The organism is Microbacterium sp. MRS-1 (genome assembly GCF_000585455.1).
GTDB classification, from domain to species: domain Bacteria; phylum Actinomycetota; class Actinomycetes; order Actinomycetales; family Microbacteriaceae; genus Microbacterium; species Microbacterium laevaniformans.
Genome location: NZ_JAUF01000010.1, coordinates 18,624 through 37,136 on the forward strand (window position 1 = coordinate 18,624; position 18,513 = coordinate 37,136).

General features: G+C 69.9%; 17 protein-coding genes, 1 tRNA gene and 1 pseudogene. 11 read left to right on the plus strand and 8 right to left on the minus strand.

Annotated features, from left to right (window positions below; translation table 11 throughout):
* Window positions 1-75: 75 nt before the first annotated feature.
* Complete coding sequence (locus tag AS96_RS02230) at window positions 76-1,803, plus strand: sensor histidine kinase (RefSeq protein ID WP_036285216.1); 1,728 nt, start codon at window positions 76-78, stop codon at window positions 1,801-1,803.
* On the plus strand, window positions 1,794-2,474 hold the full coding sequence (locus tag AS96_RS02235) for a response regulator transcription factor (protein ID WP_036285218.1): 681 nt from the start codon (window positions 1,794-1,796) through the stop codon (window positions 2,472-2,474). The genes AS96_RS02230 and AS96_RS02235 overlap by 10 nt, the downstream gene beginning before the upstream one ends.
* Before the next feature lies 1 nt (window position 2,475).
* Here AS96_RS02235 and AS96_RS02240 read toward each other — a convergent pair whose 3' ends face one another.
* Together AS96_RS02240 and AS96_RS02245 are read right to left on the minus strand one after the other, a co-directional pair.
* Window positions 2,476-4,011 (minus strand): bifunctional phosphatase PAP2/diacylglycerol kinase family protein, encoded by a 1,536-nt coding sequence (locus tag AS96_RS02240; RefSeq protein ID WP_036285528.1) that lies wholly within the window; start codon window positions 4,009-4,011, stop codon window positions 2,476-2,478.
* Between the two features lie 11 nt (window positions 4,012-4,022).
* The gene (locus tag AS96_RS02245; RefSeq protein WP_036285221.1) at window positions 4,023-6,062 is read right to left on the minus strand and encodes a DUF262 domain-containing protein; all 2,040 of its coding nucleotides are present in this window, start codon (window positions 6,060-6,062) and stop codon (window positions 4,023-4,025) included.
* A gap of 135 nt (window positions 6,063-6,197) precedes the next feature.
* Here AS96_RS02245 and AS96_RS02250 point away from each other — a divergent pair, with 135 nt between their 5' ends.
* From AS96_RS02250 to AS96_RS02270, 5 genes are all read left to right on the plus strand, one after another.
* The gene (locus AS96_RS02250) at window positions 6,198-6,971 is read left to right on the plus strand and encodes a hypothetical protein (RefSeq protein ID WP_005050163.1); all 774 of its coding nucleotides are present in this window, start codon (window positions 6,198-6,200) and stop codon (window positions 6,969-6,971) included.
* Window positions 6,972-7,117: 146 nt separating this feature from the next.
* A complete protein-coding gene (locus tag AS96_RS02255) occupies window positions 7,118-7,900 on the plus strand; it encodes a DeoR/GlpR family DNA-binding transcription regulator (RefSeq protein ID WP_005050165.1) in 783 nt (260 codons plus the stop codon).
* On the plus strand, window positions 7,897-8,844 hold the full coding sequence (locus tag AS96_RS02260) for a 1-phosphofructokinase family hexose kinase (protein WP_005050166.1): 948 nt from the start codon (window positions 7,897-7,899) through the stop codon (window positions 8,842-8,844). Before AS96_RS02255 ends, AS96_RS02260 begins: the two co-directional genes overlap by 4 nt.
* 38 nt (window positions 8,845-8,882) lie before the next feature.
* Window positions 8,883-10,916 (plus strand): PTS fructose transporter subunit IIABC, encoded by a 2,034-nt coding sequence (locus AS96_RS02265; protein ID WP_016465021.1) that lies wholly within the window; start codon window positions 8,883-8,885, stop codon window positions 10,914-10,916.
* Between the two features lie 41 nt (window positions 10,917-10,957).
* Window positions 10,958-11,230: an HPr family phosphocarrier protein gene (locus AS96_RS02270; protein WP_016465022.1), complete on the plus strand. Its 273-nt coding sequence runs from the start codon at window positions 10,958-10,960 to the stop codon at window positions 11,228-11,230.
* Between the two features lie 71 nt (window positions 11,231-11,301).
* Here the strand turns inward: AS96_RS02270 and AS96_RS02275 are convergent, their stop codons facing one another.
* Window positions 11,302-11,940 (minus strand): MBL fold metallo-hydrolase, encoded by a 639-nt coding sequence (locus AS96_RS02275; protein WP_036285223.1) that lies wholly within the window; start codon window positions 11,938-11,940, stop codon window positions 11,302-11,304.
* A 122-nt stretch (window positions 11,941-12,062) separates the two neighbouring features.
* Here AS96_RS02275 and AS96_RS02280 point away from each other — a divergent pair.
* Window positions 12,063-12,138: transfer RNA gene (locus AS96_RS02280), tRNA-Glu, on the plus strand.
* A 62-nt stretch (window positions 12,139-12,200) separates the two neighbouring features.
* Here AS96_RS02280 and AS96_RS02285 read toward each other — a convergent pair.
* Window positions 12,201-13,328, minus strand: coding sequence for a site-specific integrase (locus tag AS96_RS02285; RefSeq protein ID WP_036285226.1), 1,128 nt, complete (start codon window positions 13,326-13,328; stop codon window positions 12,201-12,203).
* 12 nt (window positions 13,329-13,340) lie between these two features.
* Window positions 13,341-13,553 (minus strand): helix-turn-helix transcriptional regulator, encoded by a 213-nt coding sequence (locus AS96_RS02290; protein WP_036285229.1) that lies wholly within the window; start codon window positions 13,551-13,553, stop codon window positions 13,341-13,343.
* Window positions 13,554-13,671: 118 nt separating this feature from the next.
* On the opposite strand from AS96_RS02290, the gene AS96_RS02295 reads away from it, so the two are divergent.
* The gene (locus AS96_RS02295; protein WP_036285232.1) at window positions 13,672-14,382 is read left to right on the plus strand and encodes a hypothetical protein; all 711 of its coding nucleotides are present in this window, start codon (window positions 13,672-13,674) and stop codon (window positions 14,380-14,382) included.
* A 39-nt stretch (window positions 14,383-14,421) separates the two neighbouring features.
* Here AS96_RS02295 and AS96_RS02300 read toward each other — a convergent pair.
* Window positions 14,422-14,628: pseudogene (locus tag AS96_RS02300) on the minus strand (transcriptional regulator); the annotation flags it as partial.
* 243 nt (window positions 14,629-14,871) lie between these two features.
* On the opposite strand from AS96_RS02300, the gene AS96_RS02305 reads away from it, so the two are divergent.
* Entirely contained in the window at window positions 14,872-15,186 is a 315-nt protein-coding gene (locus AS96_RS02305; RefSeq protein ID WP_036285235.1) for a hypothetical protein, read from the plus strand.
* A complete protein-coding gene (locus AS96_RS02310) occupies window positions 15,183-15,875 on the plus strand; it encodes a zeta toxin family protein (protein WP_051498722.1) in 693 nt (230 codons plus the stop codon). The genes AS96_RS02305 and AS96_RS02310 overlap by 4 nt, the downstream gene beginning before the upstream one ends.
* On the opposite strand, the gene AS96_RS02315 is transcribed toward AS96_RS02310, so the two are convergent.
* Window positions 15,842-17,140 carry a glycosyltransferase gene (locus tag AS96_RS02315; RefSeq protein ID WP_036285237.1) on the minus strand — a complete coding sequence of 433 codons (1,299 nt, stop codon included), beginning with the start codon at window positions 17,138-17,140 and terminating at the stop codon, window positions 15,842-15,844. The genes AS96_RS02310 and AS96_RS02315 overlap by 34 nt on opposite strands.
* 14 nt (window positions 17,141-17,154) lie before the next feature.
* Window positions 17,155-18,432, minus strand: a complete 1,278-nt coding sequence (locus AS96_RS02320; RefSeq protein ID WP_081767951.1) for a glycosyltransferase — start codon at window positions 18,430-18,432, stop codon at window positions 17,155-17,157.
* Between the last annotated feature and the right edge of the window lie 81 nt (window positions 18,433-18,513).

Here is an 18,513-nt window from a genome sequence, read left to right on the forward strand (position 1 = left end):
TAGGGGAGAGCGCCGCCGGGAGGCCATGGACCTGGGTCCCGTTCGCGCAGACGTCGCCGGGAGTACGGTCGACGCATGGTGACACCGCGTACGCGTGGAGCGGAGCCTCGACGCGCCGGGCGAGGACATCGGCGACAGGTCCTGCCGCTCGAGCTCGCACTGTGGGTCATCGTGGCGTTCGCGGTGATCGTCGGGGTGGTGCAGCTGGCCGCAAGCGCGGCGCACCCCGACATGGCGAATGCCCTCGTCGCGTTCACCGTCGTCTTGTGGATCTGGGTGGTCGCCGGTGTGCTCGCGTGGTGGCGCCGCCCCGCCAACGGCACCGGACCCCTGATCCTGCTCGGAGCCGTCGCCCTGTGCCTCGGCGGGCTCGGCAACCTTCAGCTACCGCTGTCCGACGTGGTGTCCGCGTTGTTCGCGACCTCCGTGTTCGCCGTGACGGTTCACCTGTTGCACGCCTTTCCATCCGGCCGACTGCGGGGTCGCCTGTCCGTGGGCGTCGTCATAGCCGGCTACGCAGCGGCGACGGGACTGGACGCGCTGCGCGTGGTCGCACCGCGCGCCGGGGCGCTGATCAGCGTGGTGCAGCCCGTCCTCGGCGCCCTGGTGATGACGGCGACGGCGGCGATTCTCACGATCCGCCTCGTTATCAGCGACCGTCGCCATCGTCGCATCCTGCTGCCACTGTCGGCATACGGCATCGTCGCCGTGCTCGGCATCGTCGCGGCGCCCCGATTGCTGACCGGCACGGCGGCATCCATGGTCGGAGTCGTCCAGCTCGCTCTCATGGCCGGGCTGCCGGTGGCCTTCCTCCTCGGCGTCGTGGCCGGCTCGTTCGCTCGCACCACGGCGCTGGAGTCGCTGAGCGCGTGGCTCGCGGTCGGGGGCCCCGACAAGCCGGCCGTCGAGCGGGCGCTGCGAGCCAGCCTGGGCGATGACAGTCTCCAGGTCGTGTACTGGTCGGCGCAGAGTGGAAGCTTCGTGGATGCCGACGGTGTCGCGTTCCTGCCCGCGGCGCCGGCCGGCGGGAGGGCGCACGTGCCGGTGCGCGTCGACGGTCGCCTGGTCGGGGCCATCGACTACGACACCCGCGTCACGGACGATCCTCTGACGGTGAGGCGAGCGGGGGAGATCCTTGCGATCGCGATCGACCGTGAGCGTCTCACCGCGGAGCTCACCCTCTCGAACGAGGAGCTCATCCAGTCTCGGCGTCGGTTGATGGAGGCTGCGTACGCCGAACGGGCACGCATCGCGCGCGATCTTCATGACGGACTCCAGGTGCAGCTGGTGCTGCTGGCGCTGGAGGCTCAGTCGATGGCCGACGTCGTCGCCGAGGACACCCCCGCGGCCGCGGAGCACTTGCGGGCCGGCATCGACGAGGCGGCGACGGAGCTGCGCCGACTCGTGCACAACGTCATGCCGGCGCCGCTGCGCGAGAGGGGGCTGGTGGCCGCGGTCGAGGAACTCGTCGATCGCGCGGAGGTGCCGGCTCTGTTGAGTGCCGACGTCGACGAGTCCCGTGTGTCGTCGGCGGCGGCGCACACGGCGTACTTCGTGATCGCAGAGCTGCTCACCAACGCCGTCAAGCACGCGGGCGCTACGGCCTTGCGGGTGAGCGTCGCCCTCCGCGAGGACCGCCTGACGGTCATCGTGGAGGACGACGGCGTCGGTGATGCACGCATCGGAGTCGGTGCGGGCCTGCGTGGTCTGCACGACCGGGTCGCTGCCCTCGAAGGCGCCGTCGAGATCGTGTCGCCGCGCGGCGGCGGCACCCGAGTGGGAGTCGAGCTGCCGTGCGTGTGATCATCGCCGAGGACGAGGTGCTGCTGCGCGAAGGGCTGACGCACGTTCTCGAGAAGGAGGGATTCAGCGTCATCGGTGCGGTCGGCACCGCGGCGGACTGGGAACAGGCCGTCGACGCGCGCGTGCCGGATCTGGCCATCACCGACATCCGGATGCCGCCGAGCCACACCGACGAGGGCCTCGCGGCGGCCGTGCGGGTCCGTCGCGCTCACCCGCAGATCGGTGTGGTCGTTCTTTCGCAGCACGTGCAGCGCCGGTACGCCACGGAGCTGCTGGGGGCCCAGGCTGGGGGAGTCGGCTATCTGCTGAAGCAGCGCATCGCCGATGTGCGCACGTTCACCGCCGACCTTCGCCGGGTCGCGGCGGGCGGATCCGCGCTCGACCCGGAGGTCGTCGAGTTGATGCTCGCCCGGGCCGGTCGCTTCGGCGGTGCGGTGGGTGGGCTCACCCCGCGGCAGTTGGAGGTGCTCGCTCTCATGGCACAGGGACGCAGCAACGCCGGGATCGCGGCAGCCCTGGTGCTGACCGAGAAGGCGATCGTCCAGCACACCTCGAACATCTATGACGCACTGGGCCTTCCCGTGGATGCTGACGACCACCGCCGCGTGCTCGCGGTCGTCCGCTACCTGGATGCGGCGGCCGCCGGCGCTCTGCGCCCTCCCGCAACCTGAGTCAGCGCGCGGACGCGGCGGGCGCGATCACGGTGAGGGCGCGCGCAAGCACGCGCGCGCGGAGATGATCGACCTCTTCGCCCACTTCGCCGTCACGGGCGATGCGATACGGACCGTCGAGCAGTTCGAGGTCGAACTCGGCATCCGAGAACTCCTGATACCGACGGTTGCGGGAGATCCGCCCGGTGAACAGGTCGACGAAGACGCGCGCGCGGGACCCCAGGCGTGAGACGCCCAGTACACGCAGATCCAGTCGCGCGTCGTCGAGGGTCGCGCGGTGCACCGGAGCGAATCCCCGTGGTTCATACCGCCCGTTGCCGAGGAAGAGGAGGCTGAAGCGGGCGTCGACCGTCTCGCCGTCGAGATCGCGCACCCGGACGCGGACCGCGCGGGCGGTGCCCAGGGTCTTCACCGCGGCGACGACCGCGGCCAGCGGCTTGCCGATGCGGTGTTCGTAGCGTTCCCGGATCGTCACGAAGTCCGTGTACGCGCCGACGCTGGCCGTGTTCACGAAGATTTTGTCGTTGACCTCACCGAGGTCGACCTTGGCCACCGTCCCGGCGCGGATCGCCGCGATCGCCGTCGACAGCGGGTACATGCCGAGGTCCTTGGCGAAGTGGTTGAACGTTCCCGCCGGCAGCACGGCCAGCGGGATGCCGTGCTCGCGGGCGGCGGCCGCGGCCTGTTGGACGGTGCCGTCCCCGCCGGCGACGGCAAGCACCTCGCAGTCGGCTGCCGTCGCGCGGATGACGGCCGCGTAGTCGTCGTCCGCGTCCAGCTCGACGACCCGCAGGCGGGGGAGGGCCCGCCGCACGGTCGGAAGGATGCGCGCCGCGCGCCCGGAGCCGGAGCGCGGATTGATCACCAGTGCGATTCCCGCGCCGTCGGGCCGGGGCGTGCCGGCATGCACGGCGAGAGCATCCTGCAGCGGGTCCACGCGTTCGACCGGGACGACGCGGGTCGTCAGCCAGGCGATCGCTTCGCCCAGGGCGAAGCCTGCCGCCACATCGGACGGGTAGTGGGCGCCGGTGGCGACGCGAGAGAACCCGACGAGCCCGGCGAGGGCGCGCAGCGGAACGGTCAGCGTGGGCATCTCGGCGGATGCGGCGGCGGCGAAGGCCATGGCGCTGGCCGAGTGACCGCTCGGGAACGACGTCGAGTCGGGAATCCGCCGGGCCAGCCGCTGCGTCGGCACTTGCGTGATGGACGGTCGAGGGCGGCGGTGCAGCCGCTTGGAAACCTGGTTCGCGAGGAGACTCGTGACCCCGATGGCCGCCAGCCCGCGCGCCGCAGCACGCCGGCCGCGTGGGCGGGCGGTGAGCGCGAGCAGACCCGCGATCGCCATCCACAGCACCGAACGGTCGGCGGCACGCGTCAGCGCCGGCATCGTCGCGTCCAGCAACGGGCTGTGCGTGCGCGCCACCGCGGCGAAGGTCGCGACGTCGAGGGCGTCGACCTGCCGCCGCACGTCGCGCCAGCGCCGCGCTGAGCCGCGCTCGGTACGGGAGCGGCGAGGCGTGGCCGATCGACGAGGCATGACGGCGCCGATCACTTCATCGCGTTACCGATGTAGGAGTACTTGACGAACACCTCCGAGGCCCACCCCGCCTCGTCGAGCACGCCCTGAACCGCAGTGAGCATGTACTTCGAGTCCCAGCCCATGTAGAGGTAGCGGCCGTCGCCCAGCTCGTCCCACTGGCCGTTCCACGCCTTCGCGGGATAGACCGGTCCGCCGCGCCGCGCGCTGAAATCGATGACGCTCTGGCGGGAGTCGGCCCAGAGACGCTTGAAGATGCGGTTGAAGAGGTAGCGGATGTCCGTCACCTCCCAGTGCTCGCCGCGGAACTCGACGTAGTCGAACTCGCGCTGCCATCCGCGCGGCCAGCCGCGCCGCTTCACGGCATCCAGGATCGGCGTCAGATTGTCGTCGTCGATGCTGACGACGGCGGGGCGGCGCCACACCTGGAGGAACAGCTCGGTCAGCGCCTGCGTGCGCGCGGCGATGGCTGCCGTGCTCCACGACTCGGTGCGGGCGATCGCGCGGGTGATCTCGACGGCGCTCTCGTCGTACACCGCACGCTTCGGGGGGAACGAGGCGTCGAACGCCCGCTCGAAAAGATGCTCTTCCAGCAGCGTCAGGTTGCCGAGTGTGGGTGCCAGCGCACGGAAGCTGTTCTGCTCGTCGTCGGTGAGGTCGGCCCATCGGCGGATGCCGTCGGGCGACCAGTCGTCGGAGGGCGCAGCGGGTGCGACGTGCTCCAGGTCGATGCCGGGAAGATCGATGTCGCCCGCCAGACGCTTCAACACGTAGGAGGGGTGCGGAAGTGCCGTGTACTTGAGCCCCACCCGGGTCCGTTCGTCAGACGGTGTGATGCGGGCGATCGCCTGCACCAGGGCGTCGCTCGACACCGCAGCGGCACGGCACAGGCGTGCGACGAGGCGGTCGGTGGTCACGCCCACGACGGTGCGTCGCAGCAGCAGCGACTGCACGTGCTCGAGCGAGACACGCAGCTCGGCAGCGCTGAGGTCGCCCTCGATGTGCTCGTGAAGCAGTCGAAGCGCCAGGGGGTACATGCCGCGTCCGAAGGTGTTGAGGTAGGCCAGCTGTCGTGCGATCACGGGGTCGTCGGCGCGCGCCGGATCGAGGAGGATCCGGTAGATGCCCGCGTAGCGACGCCACTGCGCGGCGCGCTCCCGCAGCGTCGCGAGGTCGAGGCGTGGGAACTGGGAACGGAAGGTGTCGTAGACGCCCCGCTCACCGGCGACCGTGACCTCGCGCCCGGTGAGCATGACCAGGTAGTGGCGCCAGAAGTCGCCGATCTGCTCGCCGGTGTCGTGCTCGATCGGCATCCAATACTCGTCTTCGATCTCGCCCTGCTCGGCGTGCGAGAGTCCCATCAGGACGTAGTTGTGGATCAGCTCATGATCACGCAGCGGCTCGCCGGTGGAGTTGAGGCTCTCGAAGGTCTGCTGGGCGTTCGCGTCTGCGCCCAGGGTGATCGACACGTGTTCGAGGCGCTCCAGGCCCCGCCAGATGTGGGCGGCCTCGTCGGGGCGGATCTGACTGCGGAAGAACGCATAGTTGTCGTCGAACCGTGATTCGCGCATCTGCTCGCCCGCCTCTCGGCGACCGAGCACGACGCTCTCGAAGACATCGGCCCACGCCCGGTGCGGACGCAGCTTGGTGCGCGTCGGATCGTCGCTGCGCACCAGGACGCGCTCGAGTTCGGCCGCGAGTGCGGGGTCGTCGTCGCGCAGCGTGTGATGCAGGGCGGCGACCAGCAGCATCAGAGTGGTGATGCGCTGCTGTCCGTCGATGAGCACCAGGTGCGCATCGTCGTCGGAGGAGGCCGACGCCGTCGACAGGATCGAACCGATGAAGTGTGTCTGTCCGGCGCCGGCATCGGCGACAGCGCGCACGTCGGCGAGCAGTTGCTCGCACCCGCCGATGTCCCATCGGTACTGGCGCTGATACACCGGGACGACGATGGTCGTGTCGGATGCCGAGAGCCAGCGGATCGTCGCGACAGCGGTGGCCGAGACGTGTGCCGCCGCGACCGAGGGGGCGAGATGCGTACCGCTGTTCATACTGTCCGTGTCGCCTCCGCGCTCGCTCTCGATGACCGCCGTCGAGTCTAATCGCGTTCACATGGGCGCTCTGTAGGCTTGCCTCGGCCGGGCCTGTAAAAACTTCGCTTGTCCGGCAGAAAGGTTGAATCCGTCATGGGTTACATCAAGAGCGCGGCTCTCGAGGAGACCGGTTACGTCGTCCTCGACCGCTACAACAACGAGATCGATCCGAAGGAATGGCTCGACGTCGAATACGTCGACTGGAAGTCTTCGGGCGACACTCGTTTCGCACCGCTGGCCTCGGCCAAGGGTGAGATCGAGTGCAACGGCTTCTGGAACCACAAGCCGCCGCGCACCGACAAGGACGGCGTCTGGATCGACTCGCAGACCGCCATCGCACCGACGCTGACAGCGCGCGCGATGGAGCCGGGTGCGAACGTCGGACGTTGCCGGATCATCGAGCTGCAGCCCAACACGTACGCGGACTGCCTCTACAACCTGCACCAGGACGACAACAACCGTCTGAACCCGGATGGCACGGGTTGGGTGGTGCGCGGGTTCTTCAACCTCACGGACGACACCACGAGCTACTTCGTGCTGCGTGAGAACCGCACCGATCCGAGCGAGGAGACGCGTATCGCGCTGCCGGCCGGCGCGCAGCTGATCGTCGACACGCAGCGGCTGTGGCACGCCGCCGCCCACTACGGAACCGAGCCGCGCTACTGCCTCATCACCTCGTGGGAGTCCGGCCCGGAGCTGGACGCCTACATCGCCAAGTACAACGGTGTGAACAAGGTGGACAGCTACCCCGTCGACCAGGAGACGCTGGATGCCGGTCAGATCGAACAGGAGCGTCGCATCGCCGCTCGCGCCGCCGCTCTGGCCGCACGCGGTCAGCAGGAAGTCACGGTGATGAGCGAGGCCTGAGCCTCGGCATCCCTCCGCGCGCCGCGCGGCAGAAGGGCCCCGGTCTTCGGATCGGGGCCCTTCTGCGCGTGATGTGGTTTTTCCCGGGCTGGTGTGTTGATGCGGCTGTGTTTGTGTTGTAACGTGTGGCTATTCAAGGAGGAACCGTGTACGCAACGGAGCGACAGCAGCTCATCGAGCAGCTGATCACCACTGAGGGTCGGGTCGTTGTCATCGATCTCGCCCGCCGCTTCGGCGTGACGACCGAGACGGTTCGCCGCGACCTCGATCAGCTCGAGTCGGCGGGCCTCGTGCGTCGCGTGCACGGGGGAGCCGTCGCCCGCACCCGCGTCAGTACCGCGGAGACCTCCTTCGTCGAGCGCACTCAGCGTCGCACCGATGCGAAGCTCGCCATCGCGGCGCGCGCGCTGGACGCCATCGGCACCCACGGTGACGGCTCGGTATACATCGACGCGGGCACCACCACGGCCGCGCTGGCGGGACTCTTGGCTCAGCGCGCCACGACGGCGCACCCGCTCGAGGTCGTCACGCACTCGATGACGGTCGCGCACCTGCTCGCCGGAGCGCCGGCGCTGAACCTCACGGCGATCGGCGGCCGCGTTCGCGGTCTGACGGCCGCCGCGGTGGGGGCGCAGACCGTCGATGCGATCTCGCGCCTTCGTCCCGACCTCGCCTTCATCGGCACGAACGGGCTGTCGGCCGCATTCGGGCTGAGCACTCCCGACCCCGACGAGGCGGCCGTCAAGCGTGCCGTCATCGCTTCGGCCCGCCGGATCGTGGTCCTCGCCGACGCGGAGAAGTTCGACGGCGAACTGCTCGTCTCCTTCGGCCGTCTGGCCGACCTCGACATCCTCGTCACCGACGCCGAGCCCCCTGCCGACCTCGTCGCCGCCCTCGGCGACGCCGATGTGGAGGTGTGGATCGCATGATCGTCACCCTGACCGCCAATCCGTCTCTCGATCGCACCGTGACGCTGTCCGACGCGCTGCGCGTGGGCGAAGTGCAGTCTGCACTCTCGGTCCGCGAGGATGCCGGGGGCAAGGGCATCAACGTGACCCGCGTGCTCGCCGGCTCCGGCGTCGCGACGCGCGCCGTTCTCCCGCTGGATGCCGACGACCCGTTCGCCGCCGTGCTGCGTTCCGCGCACGTGCCGGTTCTCGCGGTGCCGCTGCCGGGCACCGCCCGCGCGAACCTGACGCTCACCGACAGCGACGGCGTGACGACCAAGATCAACCTTCCGGGCGTCACGCGCACCGCGCAGGATGCGGCGACGCTCATCGATGCGACCGTGCGCGCGTCGGCAGATGCCGACTGGCTCGTGCTGGCGGGCTCGCTTCCGCCGGGCCTTTCGGAGGACTTCTACGTCGACGTGATCACCGCCGTTCGCGCCGCCGGAGCATCCGCTCCCCGCATCGCGGTCGACACGTCCGGCCCCGCATTGCGCGCGGTCGTCGAGCGCGGACGCCCCGACCTCATCAAGCCCAACGATGAGGAGCTGGTGGAGCTGGCCGGCGTCGCTCTGGACGCGGAGCTGCCGCTGCCCGAGGCGGTGCTCGCCGTCGCGCGCCAGCTCGTACCGACCCGCGTCGGGGCCGCCTTCGTCACGCTCGGCGGCGACGGCGCCGTGCTCGTCGACCCCGACGGCGCCTGGTTCGGTACCCCTCCGCCCACGCGTGTGCGCAGCACCGTGGGCGCGGGGGACAGCTCGCTGGCCGGGTTCCTGCTCGCCGACGTCGCCGGCGCTGCTCCCGACGAGCGGGTGCGCAGCGGCATCCGCTACGGGTCGGCGGCGGCCGCCCTGCCGGGAACACAGGCCCCCACCCCCACCGACCTCCTCCCCGGCGACGTGCCGGTGAGGCCTCTCGCCCTCTGAAAACCCACCCTGTACCCAAACGACCACTGGAGGTCACCGTGTCAGAGATCATCACGCCGGCGCTCGTCAGCCTTGACGAGTCGCTCGGCACCGACAAGCGGGCCGTCATCGACGCCCTCGCCGCCCGCGTGGCGGCGACGGGACGGGCGACGGATGCCGCAGCCCTCGCCGCCGACGCCTGGAAGCGCGAGCAGACCGACGAGACCGGCCTTCCGGGCGGCATCGCGATCCCGCACGCCAAGAGCGCAGCGGTGCGCGAGGCGACGCTGGCGTTCGCGCGGCTGAAGCCCGGCATCGACTTCGGCGCCGACGACGGCCCCGCCGACCTCGTCTTCCTCATCGCGGCCCCCGACACCGCCGCCGAGGAGCACCTGGCCGTGCTGTCCCAGCTGGCCCGCAGCTTCATGCGCGAGGACTTCACCGCGGGTCTTCGTTCGGCCGCGACGGCCGAGGACGTCGTCGCCCTCGTGACGGCCGCCGTCTCCGGCACCGCGGCACCGGCCGCGGCGCCCGCCGCCGCCGCAGCCGCGGACAGCGCGCACCTCATCGACGGGCGCCCCGCGCGCATCGTCGCGGTCACCGCCTGCGCCACCGGCATCGCGCACACCTTCATGGCCGCCGACGCGCTCACCGCGCAGGGCGGCAAGGACGGCATCGACCTCATCGTCGAGCCGCAGGGCTCGAGCGGATACAAGGCGCTCGACCCGAAGATCATCGAGGCGGCGGATGCCGTCATCTTCGCCGTCGACGTCGACGTGCGTGAGCCGCAGCGCTTCGCGGGCAAGCCCGTCGTGCGCGCGAGCGTCAAGCGCGGCATCGAAGCGCCGGCTCAGCTGGTCGCCGAGGCGATCGCCGCCGCGAAGAACCCGAACGCCGCGCGCGTGAGCGGTTCGGCGGCAGCGGCATCCACCGCGACGTCGGGTGCGGGGGAGTCGTACGGCGCGAGCATCAAGCGGGCGCTGCTCACCGGCGTCAGCTACATGATCCCGTTCGTCGCGGGCGGTGGTCTGCTGATCGCGCTCGGCTTCCTGCTCGGCGGCTACACGATCGCGTTCGACGCCGACAAGATCCTCGGCGCCTCCACCCTGTGGAACCTCGGTGACACCTCGCTCATCGTGTACCTCGGCGCCGTGCTGTTCAAGATCGGTGCGCTCTCGTTCGGCTTCCTCGTGCCGGCACTGGCCGGCTACATCGCGTACGGCATGGCCGACCGCCCCGGTATCGCCCCCGGGTTCGTGGCGGGTGCCGTCGCGGGCTTCATGGGCGCCGGCTTCCTCGGCGGCATCGTCGGTGGTCTGCTCGCCGGTGTCGCCGCACGTTGGCTGAACGGTCTGGACGTGCCGCGCTGGCTGCGCGGTCTCATGCCCGTCGTGATCATCCCGCTGCTCGGCTCGATCTTCGCCTCCGGGCTCATGCTGCTGGTCCTCGGCGGACCGATCGCGTGGCTGACCAAGGCGCTCAACGACTGGCTGTCGGGCCTGTCCGGCGCCGGCGTGATCATCCTCGGCATCATCCTCGGCCTCATGATGTGCTTCGACCTCGGTGGCCCCGTCAACAAGGTCGCCTACGCGTTCGCGACGGGCAACCTCGCCGCCGGCATCGCCGGTGACGAGCGTTACCTGCAGATCATGGCCGCCGTCATGGCCGCCGGCATGGTGCCGCCGCTCGCGATGGCCCTCGCCTCGACCGTCATCGACCGCAAGCTCTTCACCGAGCCGGAGCGCGAGAACGGCAAGGCGGCCTGGCTGCTGGGCGCGGCGTTCATCTCCGAGGGCGCGATCCCGTTCGCCGCGGCCGACATCTTCCGGGTCATCCCCTCCATGATGCTCGGCGGCGCGGTCACCGGTGCCCTCTCGATGGCGTTCGCCGTCACGAGCAAGGCGCCTCACGGCGGCGTGTTCGTCTTCTTCGCGATCGACAACTTCTGGCTGTGGCTCGTCGCCATCGCCGCGGGTACGGTCGTCGCGGCCTTCTCGGTCGTCGCTCTCAAGCGCTTCGCGCGCCGCGGATCGGCCGCCAACGAGGGTATGTCCGGCGCCAACGCGGTTTCTCCCGAAGCCGTCAGCGCCTAGGCTCGAAGACAGAAGAAAACGACCGATCCAAGGAGGATCCCATGGCAGAACGCCAGGCCACCGTCGCCAGCAGCTCGGGTCTGCACGCGCGCCCCGCGAAGCTCTTCGTGCAGGCCGTTCAGCAGACCGGCGTCCCCGTGACGATCGCGGTCGAGGGCGGTCCTGACCTCAACGCCGGCAGCATCCTCACGCTGATGGGACTCGGCGCCACGCAGGGCACCGTCGTCACGCTCAAGGCCGAGGGCGAGGGTGCGGATGCCGCGCTCGACTCGCTCGTCGCGTTCCTGGAGACCGACCACGACGCCGAGGCCTGATCGGCTCATACGAACGGATGCCGCGACTCCCGGAGTGACCGGGGGTCGCGGCATCCGTCGTCGTCGGGGTGTCAGAGATCGATCGCGTCGCCCGGATCGAGGGGACTGAACCGTCCGCCGCCCTGTTCGGTGGCCCAGTGCAGACGCCCGCGGTGCATGTCGAGCCCGATGCGGGACAGTGTCATGTCGTGCGTCGCGAACGAGTGCTCCGGCTTCACGGCGAGGACGAAGTCCATGGCCTCGCCGATCTTCAGCCACGGAGCGCCGACGGGGGCGGCGAGCAGCCGGACGTCCGCGCCCGCGGGGACGGCGTAGGAGTCGCCGGGGTAGTAGAACTCCTCGTCGACCAGCACGCCCACGTTGTCGACCACAGGGATCGACTCGTGGATGACGGCGTGGCGCCCGCCGAAGAAGCGGAGCGAGAAGGGGCCGACCGTCACGGCGTCCCCGGGAGCGACGACGGTGAGGCCGAACTCGGCGGCCGCGTCTGCGACGCCCTGGGGGCCGTAGATCGGCACGTCGGACGCGTGCTCCCGGATGCGGCGGAGATGCTCGGGCGTCCAGTGGTCGGGGTGTTCGTGGGTGAGCACGACTCCGACGGTCCCGGCGAGATCCTGCAGCGGAAGCGTGAAGCTTCCCGGATCGATGAGCAGCTGGCTGCCCTCGCGCTCCAGACGCAGGCAGGCGTGTTCGTGTTTGGTGACGCGCATGTCGCTCAGTCAACGCCTGTCGTGCGATCGGGGCAAGCCGGGCGCCCCGTCCGGTCTCGATTTGGTGAGGCGTCGATCGTCATGGCATAATCGAACGGTTGCTTACGCAGCGAAAAAGGTACGGCCCCATCGTATAGCGGCCTAGTACGCCGCCCTCTCACGGCGGTAACGCGGGTTCGAATCCCGCTGGGGTCACCAACAGGAAAACCCCCGGTCATCCGGGGGTTTTCGCGTTTCCGCCGTAGGGGTCCGAGAGGGCTCTATGCGGCCTTTGGCAACAGATTGGCAACATCTGATTGCATCGCGGCCGCGTTGAGCGCCGTGGCAACACTGTCCAGGTCGTCATCGAACAGGTCGGCGTACACGTCGAGCGTCACGGCGGCCGAGGCGTGCCCGAGCATCCGCTGCACGGCCTTCACGTTCGCCCCCGCGCTGACGGCCAGCGACGCGGCGGTGTGCCGCAGCTCGTGCGGCGTGAGGCCCTTGATCCCGACCGCAGCCGCCGCGTCATCGAACCAGCCGACCCGGTAGACGTGGTTCCGAAGCCAGGTGCCGGTGCGGATGCCGTAGAACACCGGGGCGTCGGCGGGGCGCCCGGCGATCTGCGCGCGCAGCAGCCCGACGAGGAACGCCGGGATCGGGATGCTCCGGTGCTCGTAGTCCTTCGGCGGTTCGATCCGCTGGTAGCCCTTGTCGGCCACGACGGTCTGCTCGACCGTCAGCCGCGGGTTCTTCGCGTCGAGGTCGAGGTCGCCGATCCGCAGCCCCGACAGCTCGCCCCACCGCAGCCCGCAGTAGGCGAGCACGAGCACGACGAGGCCGTAGCCGTACTCGCGGCCGTCCTTCGCCTGGTCGATCGCCTGGGCGAGCGCGGCGACCTGATCGTGGGACAGGTACCGCTTGCGCGCCTTCGTCGGCTTCGGGAGCTTGAGCCGCTGCGCCGGGTTGGAGGGCAGCCGCCCGTCCTCGACCGCGAACCGCAGGGCACCCGAGAGCACGTTCACGATCTTCCGCACCGTCGCGGGAGCGCCGGGCAGCGCCGAGGCCCACTCCTGCACTCGCAGGCGGGCGAGGTTGCCGATCGGGATGGTACCGAGTTCGGGAACGATGTGCTTCTTGATGATGTTCTCGACCCGGCTGCGGGTCGTCGCCCGCAGGTCGCCCCTGGCTGCCAGCCAGGTCTGGAGCCAGTCGGCCACGGTCACCCGCGCCAGGGACGGGTCGAGGTAGCGGCCCTGGGCGATGTCGACCTCTGTGGTCGCCAGGAACAGCTCTGCGGCCTTCTTGGTGGTGAAGCCGCGCTTCTGCGTCTGCTTCTTGTCGGGTCGCCGGTACAGCGCCCGATAGCGACGGCCCTTGGCCGTCTCGTAGGACTCGATGCTTCCCATGTCCGCCCCGTCCTACTGCCGCAGCCCGGCAAGGCGCTCGACGTCGACGCGGCGGTAGACGCGCTTGTGCTGGGTGAGCCGAATCGGCTCCACCGGGGCGCGGCCGTCCAGGGCGAGGGTGCGAAGGGTTGTGCGGTGGATGCCGAGCAGCGCGGCCGTCTCCTCCTCGGAGTAGAACAGCGGCGCCGGCCCGGTCTGCACGACGGCCTCGGCATCCTCGCCCATCGCGGCCTCCTTCCGACACCAAACCCGCTGAGACTCTTGCGGGTATCTCAGATTACATCACACACCAGGGATAGCCGCAAGTACCTTAGATAACTCTCAGACTCGCTACACTCGGAATATGCCCGCACCCCCGCGTCGCCCCGGCGATCAGTCCTACGACGGCCTGATCGTCCGCGCTGATCTGCCCGACGGGTGGCACCTGGCGTCCCGATTCCCCGGCGAGCGGGACGACGACGCGAGCGAGCAGATCGACGCGATCTTGGGCTACAACGACCAGGCTGTGACGGACGCCGACCGGCAGGCGCAGCTCGACTCCGAGGCGAACGAGACGATCGACGGGCGCTGGCGCTACATCGAGCACACCGCCACAGCGACCCGCGTGCTCATCCGCCTCCAGAGACAGATGTTCGCCGTGCCCGAGGAGGTACGGATCACCGGCGTCATCTACCTCCCGTGGCGACCGGGCGACCCGATCACCAGCCAACTGCTGCGCGAGCTGCCGACCGCGCGGATCGAGGCGGCGATCAACAAGCGGCTGTTCGCCATGACGCGCACCGAGACGATCACCGGCGGCAAGATCGTCCTCCCGTCTGGCCGCAAGGTGTCCGAGCGCGACCTGCTCAACGCGCTGGGCGACCCGAAGAAGACCCCCGACTTCTACGAGCTGGTCGCCCTCCAGCATGGCCGGCTCGCCGGCCGGGGCGACCCCAACCCGTCAGCGACGATGGCCGACATCAGCGGCGTTCCCCTCAAGACCGTGCAGGGCTGGGTCACCCGCGCCCGCGCCCGCGGACTGCTCCCACCCGGACGCCAAGGCCGAGCCGGATAGCTTCTGACGGCCACGGCTCGAGTTCTGGCGCCGACACGATTACATCGGGTCTTCGAGAAGTGCTCGGAGGTTCTTCTTGTAGACGCGGAAAGCGGTGCGTCCGTCCTCGGTCAGTCCGATGTAGGTGACAGGGCTACGTCCTTCGAGGACTTTGCGAACACGGATGTACCCACTGTCTTCGAGCTTGCGCAGATGCGTGGCGAGGTTCCCTGATGTCACGCCCAGGAGCTTCTGAAGGCGAGGGAAGGAGAGCGAGTCACCAGGGTCGTGTTCCCGCCAAGAGAATGATCAGTTGTACTTCTCGGGCCGGTATCACGGTCCAGACCACCCACACCCGCTCTTTCAGCGTGCGGGATCGTGCCGGCTGCTGCAAGCCGCTCGCTGCGCTCGGGCATTGCGGCCTCCGTCCCGACCCCGCAAACGGCAGGGAGCGGGTCCGGGCGAGGGGGTCCACGGTAGGATGAGACAAGACGAAGCGGAGGTGACCTGATGAGCGTGACGATCCCCGGAACCATCCCGGCCGAGTCGCTGCGCGCCTGGTACGACGCCCGCCACGTCGATGACGTGGTGCTCTACGACATCACCGCGCAGACCGCCACGAGCCTGTCGGCCGTCCTGATCGAACGCCAGCTCGCCGCCACCGACGAGGCCGAGCGCGAGCATTGGGCCGCGCGGGTCCGCCTGGTCGACCAGCAGCAGGCCGCCCTGAACCCCGAGGACCGCGCCGGCCTGATCGCGCAGCAGCAGGCGTGGCTGGACGAGGCGCACGTCCTCACCGGGCAGGACGAAGCCCGGATCGCGTGACCGAACCGGAAGCCGCGTCCGAGGCGCGGTTGCGGCAGGTGTTCGACCTCGCCGTGCGTGCGGCGATCTTCCCGCCCATCCCGACCGGCGCACCGATGCTGGTGTTGCTGGGCGGGCAGCCGGCGGCGGGCAAGACCCGCGGGCAGGCCGCGATCCGCGCCGAGCACCCCGAACTCGTCTCGATCACCGGCGACGACCTGCGCCGCTACCACCCCGGCTACCGGAGCCTGGTCGCTGACGACCCGCTGGGGATGCCCGCGGCGACCGCGCCCACCTCGGCCGGGCTGATCCGCCTCGCCCTCGACCATGCGATCGAGCACCGCTATCCCGTGCTGCTGGAGGGCACCTTCCGCGATCCGGCGATGGTCACCGGCACCGCGGCCCGGTTCGCCGAGGCCGGCTACCGGGTCGAGGTCGTCACCGTCGGCACGCCCGCCTCGGTGTCGCGGCTGGCCGCCGAGCAACGCTTCCTCGCCGCGAAGAACCCGCTGTCGGCACGGTGGACCCCGCCCGAGGCGCACGAGACGGCCCTGGCCGGCTCGCCCGAGGTCGTCGCCGCGCTCGAAGCCCTCCCCGCGATCGTCCGCGTCCGCGTCTACTGCCGCGACCGGCTGCTCTATGACAACGAGCGCCGGAGTGAAATCTCCGACCGGAGTTACGGCTTGCGCGCCGCGCGGGCCCGCTCGTAGACCTCCAGCAGCCGCTCCGACTGCGCCGACTGCAGAAACTCTCGCGCCTGCGCGAACGGCACCCGCAGCTCGCCGGGCGCCGCGGCGAGCGACGTCACCGACTCGGCCAGGGTCGCGGCCAAAGACTCCACCGATGAGTCAGCCACGAGCCACGACGGGGTGACCGCGACATCGGCAGCGATCGCGGGGTCACAGAAGATGGTCGGGGTGCCCACGAGCGCCGCCTCAAATGGGGTGAGCCCCTGCGTCTCGAACCCGATCGAGGTCTGCACGAGTGCGTCCGCATCGCGGATCGCGGCGAGCGCTGCCTCGTGCGGCACGGGGCCCGCGAGCGTGACGCGATCCCAGAGACCCAGCGATTCCACGCGCGCCCGAACCTGCGGCAGCAGCAGCCCGGCCCCGTACAGCGTGACGTCGGCATCCACGCGCGACAGCGCCAGCGCATCGATAAACTCCAGCACCCGCTTCTCGTGGCTCATGCGGCCCAACCAGACGAGCCTCGGGCGGCTGCGCTCCGCGCGGGGCGCCCCTCGGACCGCGGCGATGAGCTCGTCGTCAACCCCGTTGCGGGTCACGAGCACCTCGCGCGCCACCCCGCGCCGCATCAGCTGATCGGCGAAGTGCTTCGACGGGGCTGACACAACCGTCGCCTCTGCGGCGAGTTCAGCCAGGTACCGCCACGCCCCTCGGGCATCGCGATCCACTGCCCCACGCGGCCTGCCCAGGGCCAGCGCGCGCCACAGGCGCAGCCCCTGAAACACGATCGGCGCGAGTGGGGTCACCGCACGGGTTCCCTCGTCGACGTTGTTGTGCAGCGTGTGCAGCACGGGCACGCGCAGCCCACGCGCCGCGCGCAGCCCGATCAGCGCCCCCCAGAAGTCACCCTCGAGGTGCACCAGGTCCACCGGAGGCAGACCTCGCAGCACCGCGGCAAGCGCCCGGTCGGTGCGGGCGCCGGGCCAGCTCATCGCGTACTCGCGGTCGCGGGTGATGGGGAGCGAGGGGATCGCAATAATCGAACCCGCGGGGAGCTTGTCGACTGCCGGGCGTACCGGATCCACCGCTGTTTCGCGAACCGGAGCACCCGCGTCTGTCGACTCGGCCCCCTGCCGGGCGGTGCCCCGACGAGGCGTGGTTGGCGCGGCAGGCGCGACGATCGTGACGAGATGCCCAGCATGCTCGAGCGCGCACCTCTGCGCGCGAATGGCGACCTGCGCCCCGCCGAGCGAGTCGGGATGCTGGTCGGTGACGATGAGGATGTGCACGACGCGCTGCCCGGTCAGGCCGTTGCGGCTTCGCCGCGATACAACCGCTCGAAGGTGTCGAGGGTGCGATCGAGGTCGTGCACCTTCACCGCATCGAGCGAGGCCTGCTGCATACGCAGGTACTCCTCGTCGCTAAAGCCGAGCACGTGTGTGATCTTCGCCGCAAGTTCCTCCACGTTGCCGGGCTGGAAGAGAAACCCGTTCTCGCCGTCGGTCACGAGGTGCGGCAGGGCCACCGCGTCAGCGGCGAGGATCGGCAGGCCCGATGCCATCGCCTCCATCGTGGCGATCGACTGCAACTCGGCGATCGACGCGATCACGAAGATGCTCGCTTCGGTGAGGTGACGGCGCAGTTCCTCGTCGCTGACCCGGCCGGTGAAGTGCACACGGCCGGCCAACCCGAGCTCAATCACCAGCTTCTCGAGGCTCTTACGCTGATCGCCATCGCCGACAATCGTGAGCGTCACACCCAGGTCGGGGTCGAGACGCGCGAGGGCGCGCAGGATCACGTCGATCTCTTTTTCGAGGGTGACCCGCCCCACAAAGACGAGCCGATTTCGCGCGCGCGGGCTGAGGTCTGCCGTGTAGTTGGACGCACGGAGACCGCAACTGACCGCGAGCACGTCGCGCTGACTCGTGTTCTGCTCGAGGAAAGCCGCGGCCCGGCGGGTGGGCGTGGTGAGCGCACTCGCCCGGTTCAGCACGCGGTCGGCATCGCGCCAGGCCCAACGCACGAAGGAGCGCTCGGCCCACTTTGGCAGCAGGGTGAAGTCAAGCACGTTCTCTGGCATCACGTGGTTGGTGGCGACGATGCGGATGCCGCGCCTCTGCGCCTCCTTCGAGAGCGCCCGGCCAATCACAATGTGAGATTGAATGTGCACGACATTCGGCCGAACCTGATCGAGCACCTGCCTGGCATAGTGCCGCGCGCGCCACGGCAGCACGTAGCGCAGCCAATCGTGCGGGTACCAGCGCAGGGCGGGCGGGCGGTGCAGCATCATGGGCACGCCCTCGATCGACTCCACGCGAGGGGTGGATCGGCGCCACCGAAACCCGGGGGCAATCACGTGCACCTCGTGGCCGCGCTCGACGAGGCCGGCGGCAAGGCGCTCGGCGAAGCGGGCGGCTCCGTTGACATCTGGCGCAAAGGTGTCGCAACCAATGACGATGCGCAGACGCTCGGAACGATCGTTAGTGCTCACGGTCGACGGGGCCCCTCGCTGGAAATCTCGGCTGTTCAGTGCTTCGCCGCTGCTCTGCTGATGCTGCTGAGCGATGCGTCCGCGATACATTCATGCGGGATTCCAGTCTATGGGAGCGAAACCCCACGCGGCGAGGTCTCCCCCTGCAAGACTCACAGGTGGGTCACATTT

Excerpts from the sequence above, each read along its gene's own strand:
- AS96_RS02230 (WP_036285216.1), top strand. The coding sequence starts at position 76 with ATGGTGACACCGCGTACGCGTGGAGCGGAGCCTCGACGCGCCGGGCGA.
- AS96_RS02240 (WP_036285528.1), bottom strand. The coding sequence starts at position 4,011 with ATGCCTCGTCGATCGGCCACGCCTCGCCGCTCCCGTACCGAGCGCGGC.
- AS96_RS02245 (WP_036285221.1), bottom strand. The coding sequence starts at position 6,062 with ATGAACAGCGGTACGCATCTCGCCCCCTCGGTCGCGGCGGCACACGTC.
- AS96_RS02250 (WP_005050163.1), top strand. The coding sequence starts at position 6,198 with ATGGGTTACATCAAGAGCGCGGCTCTCGAGGAGACCGGTTACGTCGTC.
- AS96_RS02260 (WP_005050166.1), top strand. The coding sequence starts at position 7,897 with ATGATCGTCACCCTGACCGCCAATCCGTCTCTCGATCGCACCGTGACG.
- AS96_RS02270 (WP_016465022.1), top strand. The coding sequence starts at position 10,958 with ATGGCAGAACGCCAGGCCACCGTCGCCAGCAGCTCGGGTCTGCACGCG.
- AS96_RS02275 (WP_036285223.1), bottom strand. The coding sequence starts at position 11,940 with ATGCGCGTCACCAAACACGAACACGCCTGCCTGCGTCTGGAGCGCGAG.
- AS96_RS02285 (WP_036285226.1), bottom strand. The coding sequence starts at position 13,328 with ATGGGAAGCATCGAGTCCTACGAGACGGCCAAGGGCCGTCGCTATCGG.
- AS96_RS02290 (WP_036285229.1), bottom strand. The coding sequence starts at position 13,553 with ATGGGCGAGGATGCCGAGGCCGTCGTGCAGACCGGGCCGGCGCCGCTG.
- AS96_RS02295 (WP_036285232.1), top strand. The coding sequence starts at position 13,672 with ATGCCCGCACCCCCGCGTCGCCCCGGCGATCAGTCCTACGACGGCCTG.
- AS96_RS02305 (WP_036285235.1), top strand. The coding sequence starts at position 14,872 with ATGAGCGTGACGATCCCCGGAACCATCCCGGCCGAGTCGCTGCGCGCC.
- AS96_RS02320 (WP_081767951.1), bottom strand. The coding sequence starts at position 18,432 with ATGTATCGCGGACGCATCGCTCAGCAGCATCAGCAGAGCAGCGGCGAA.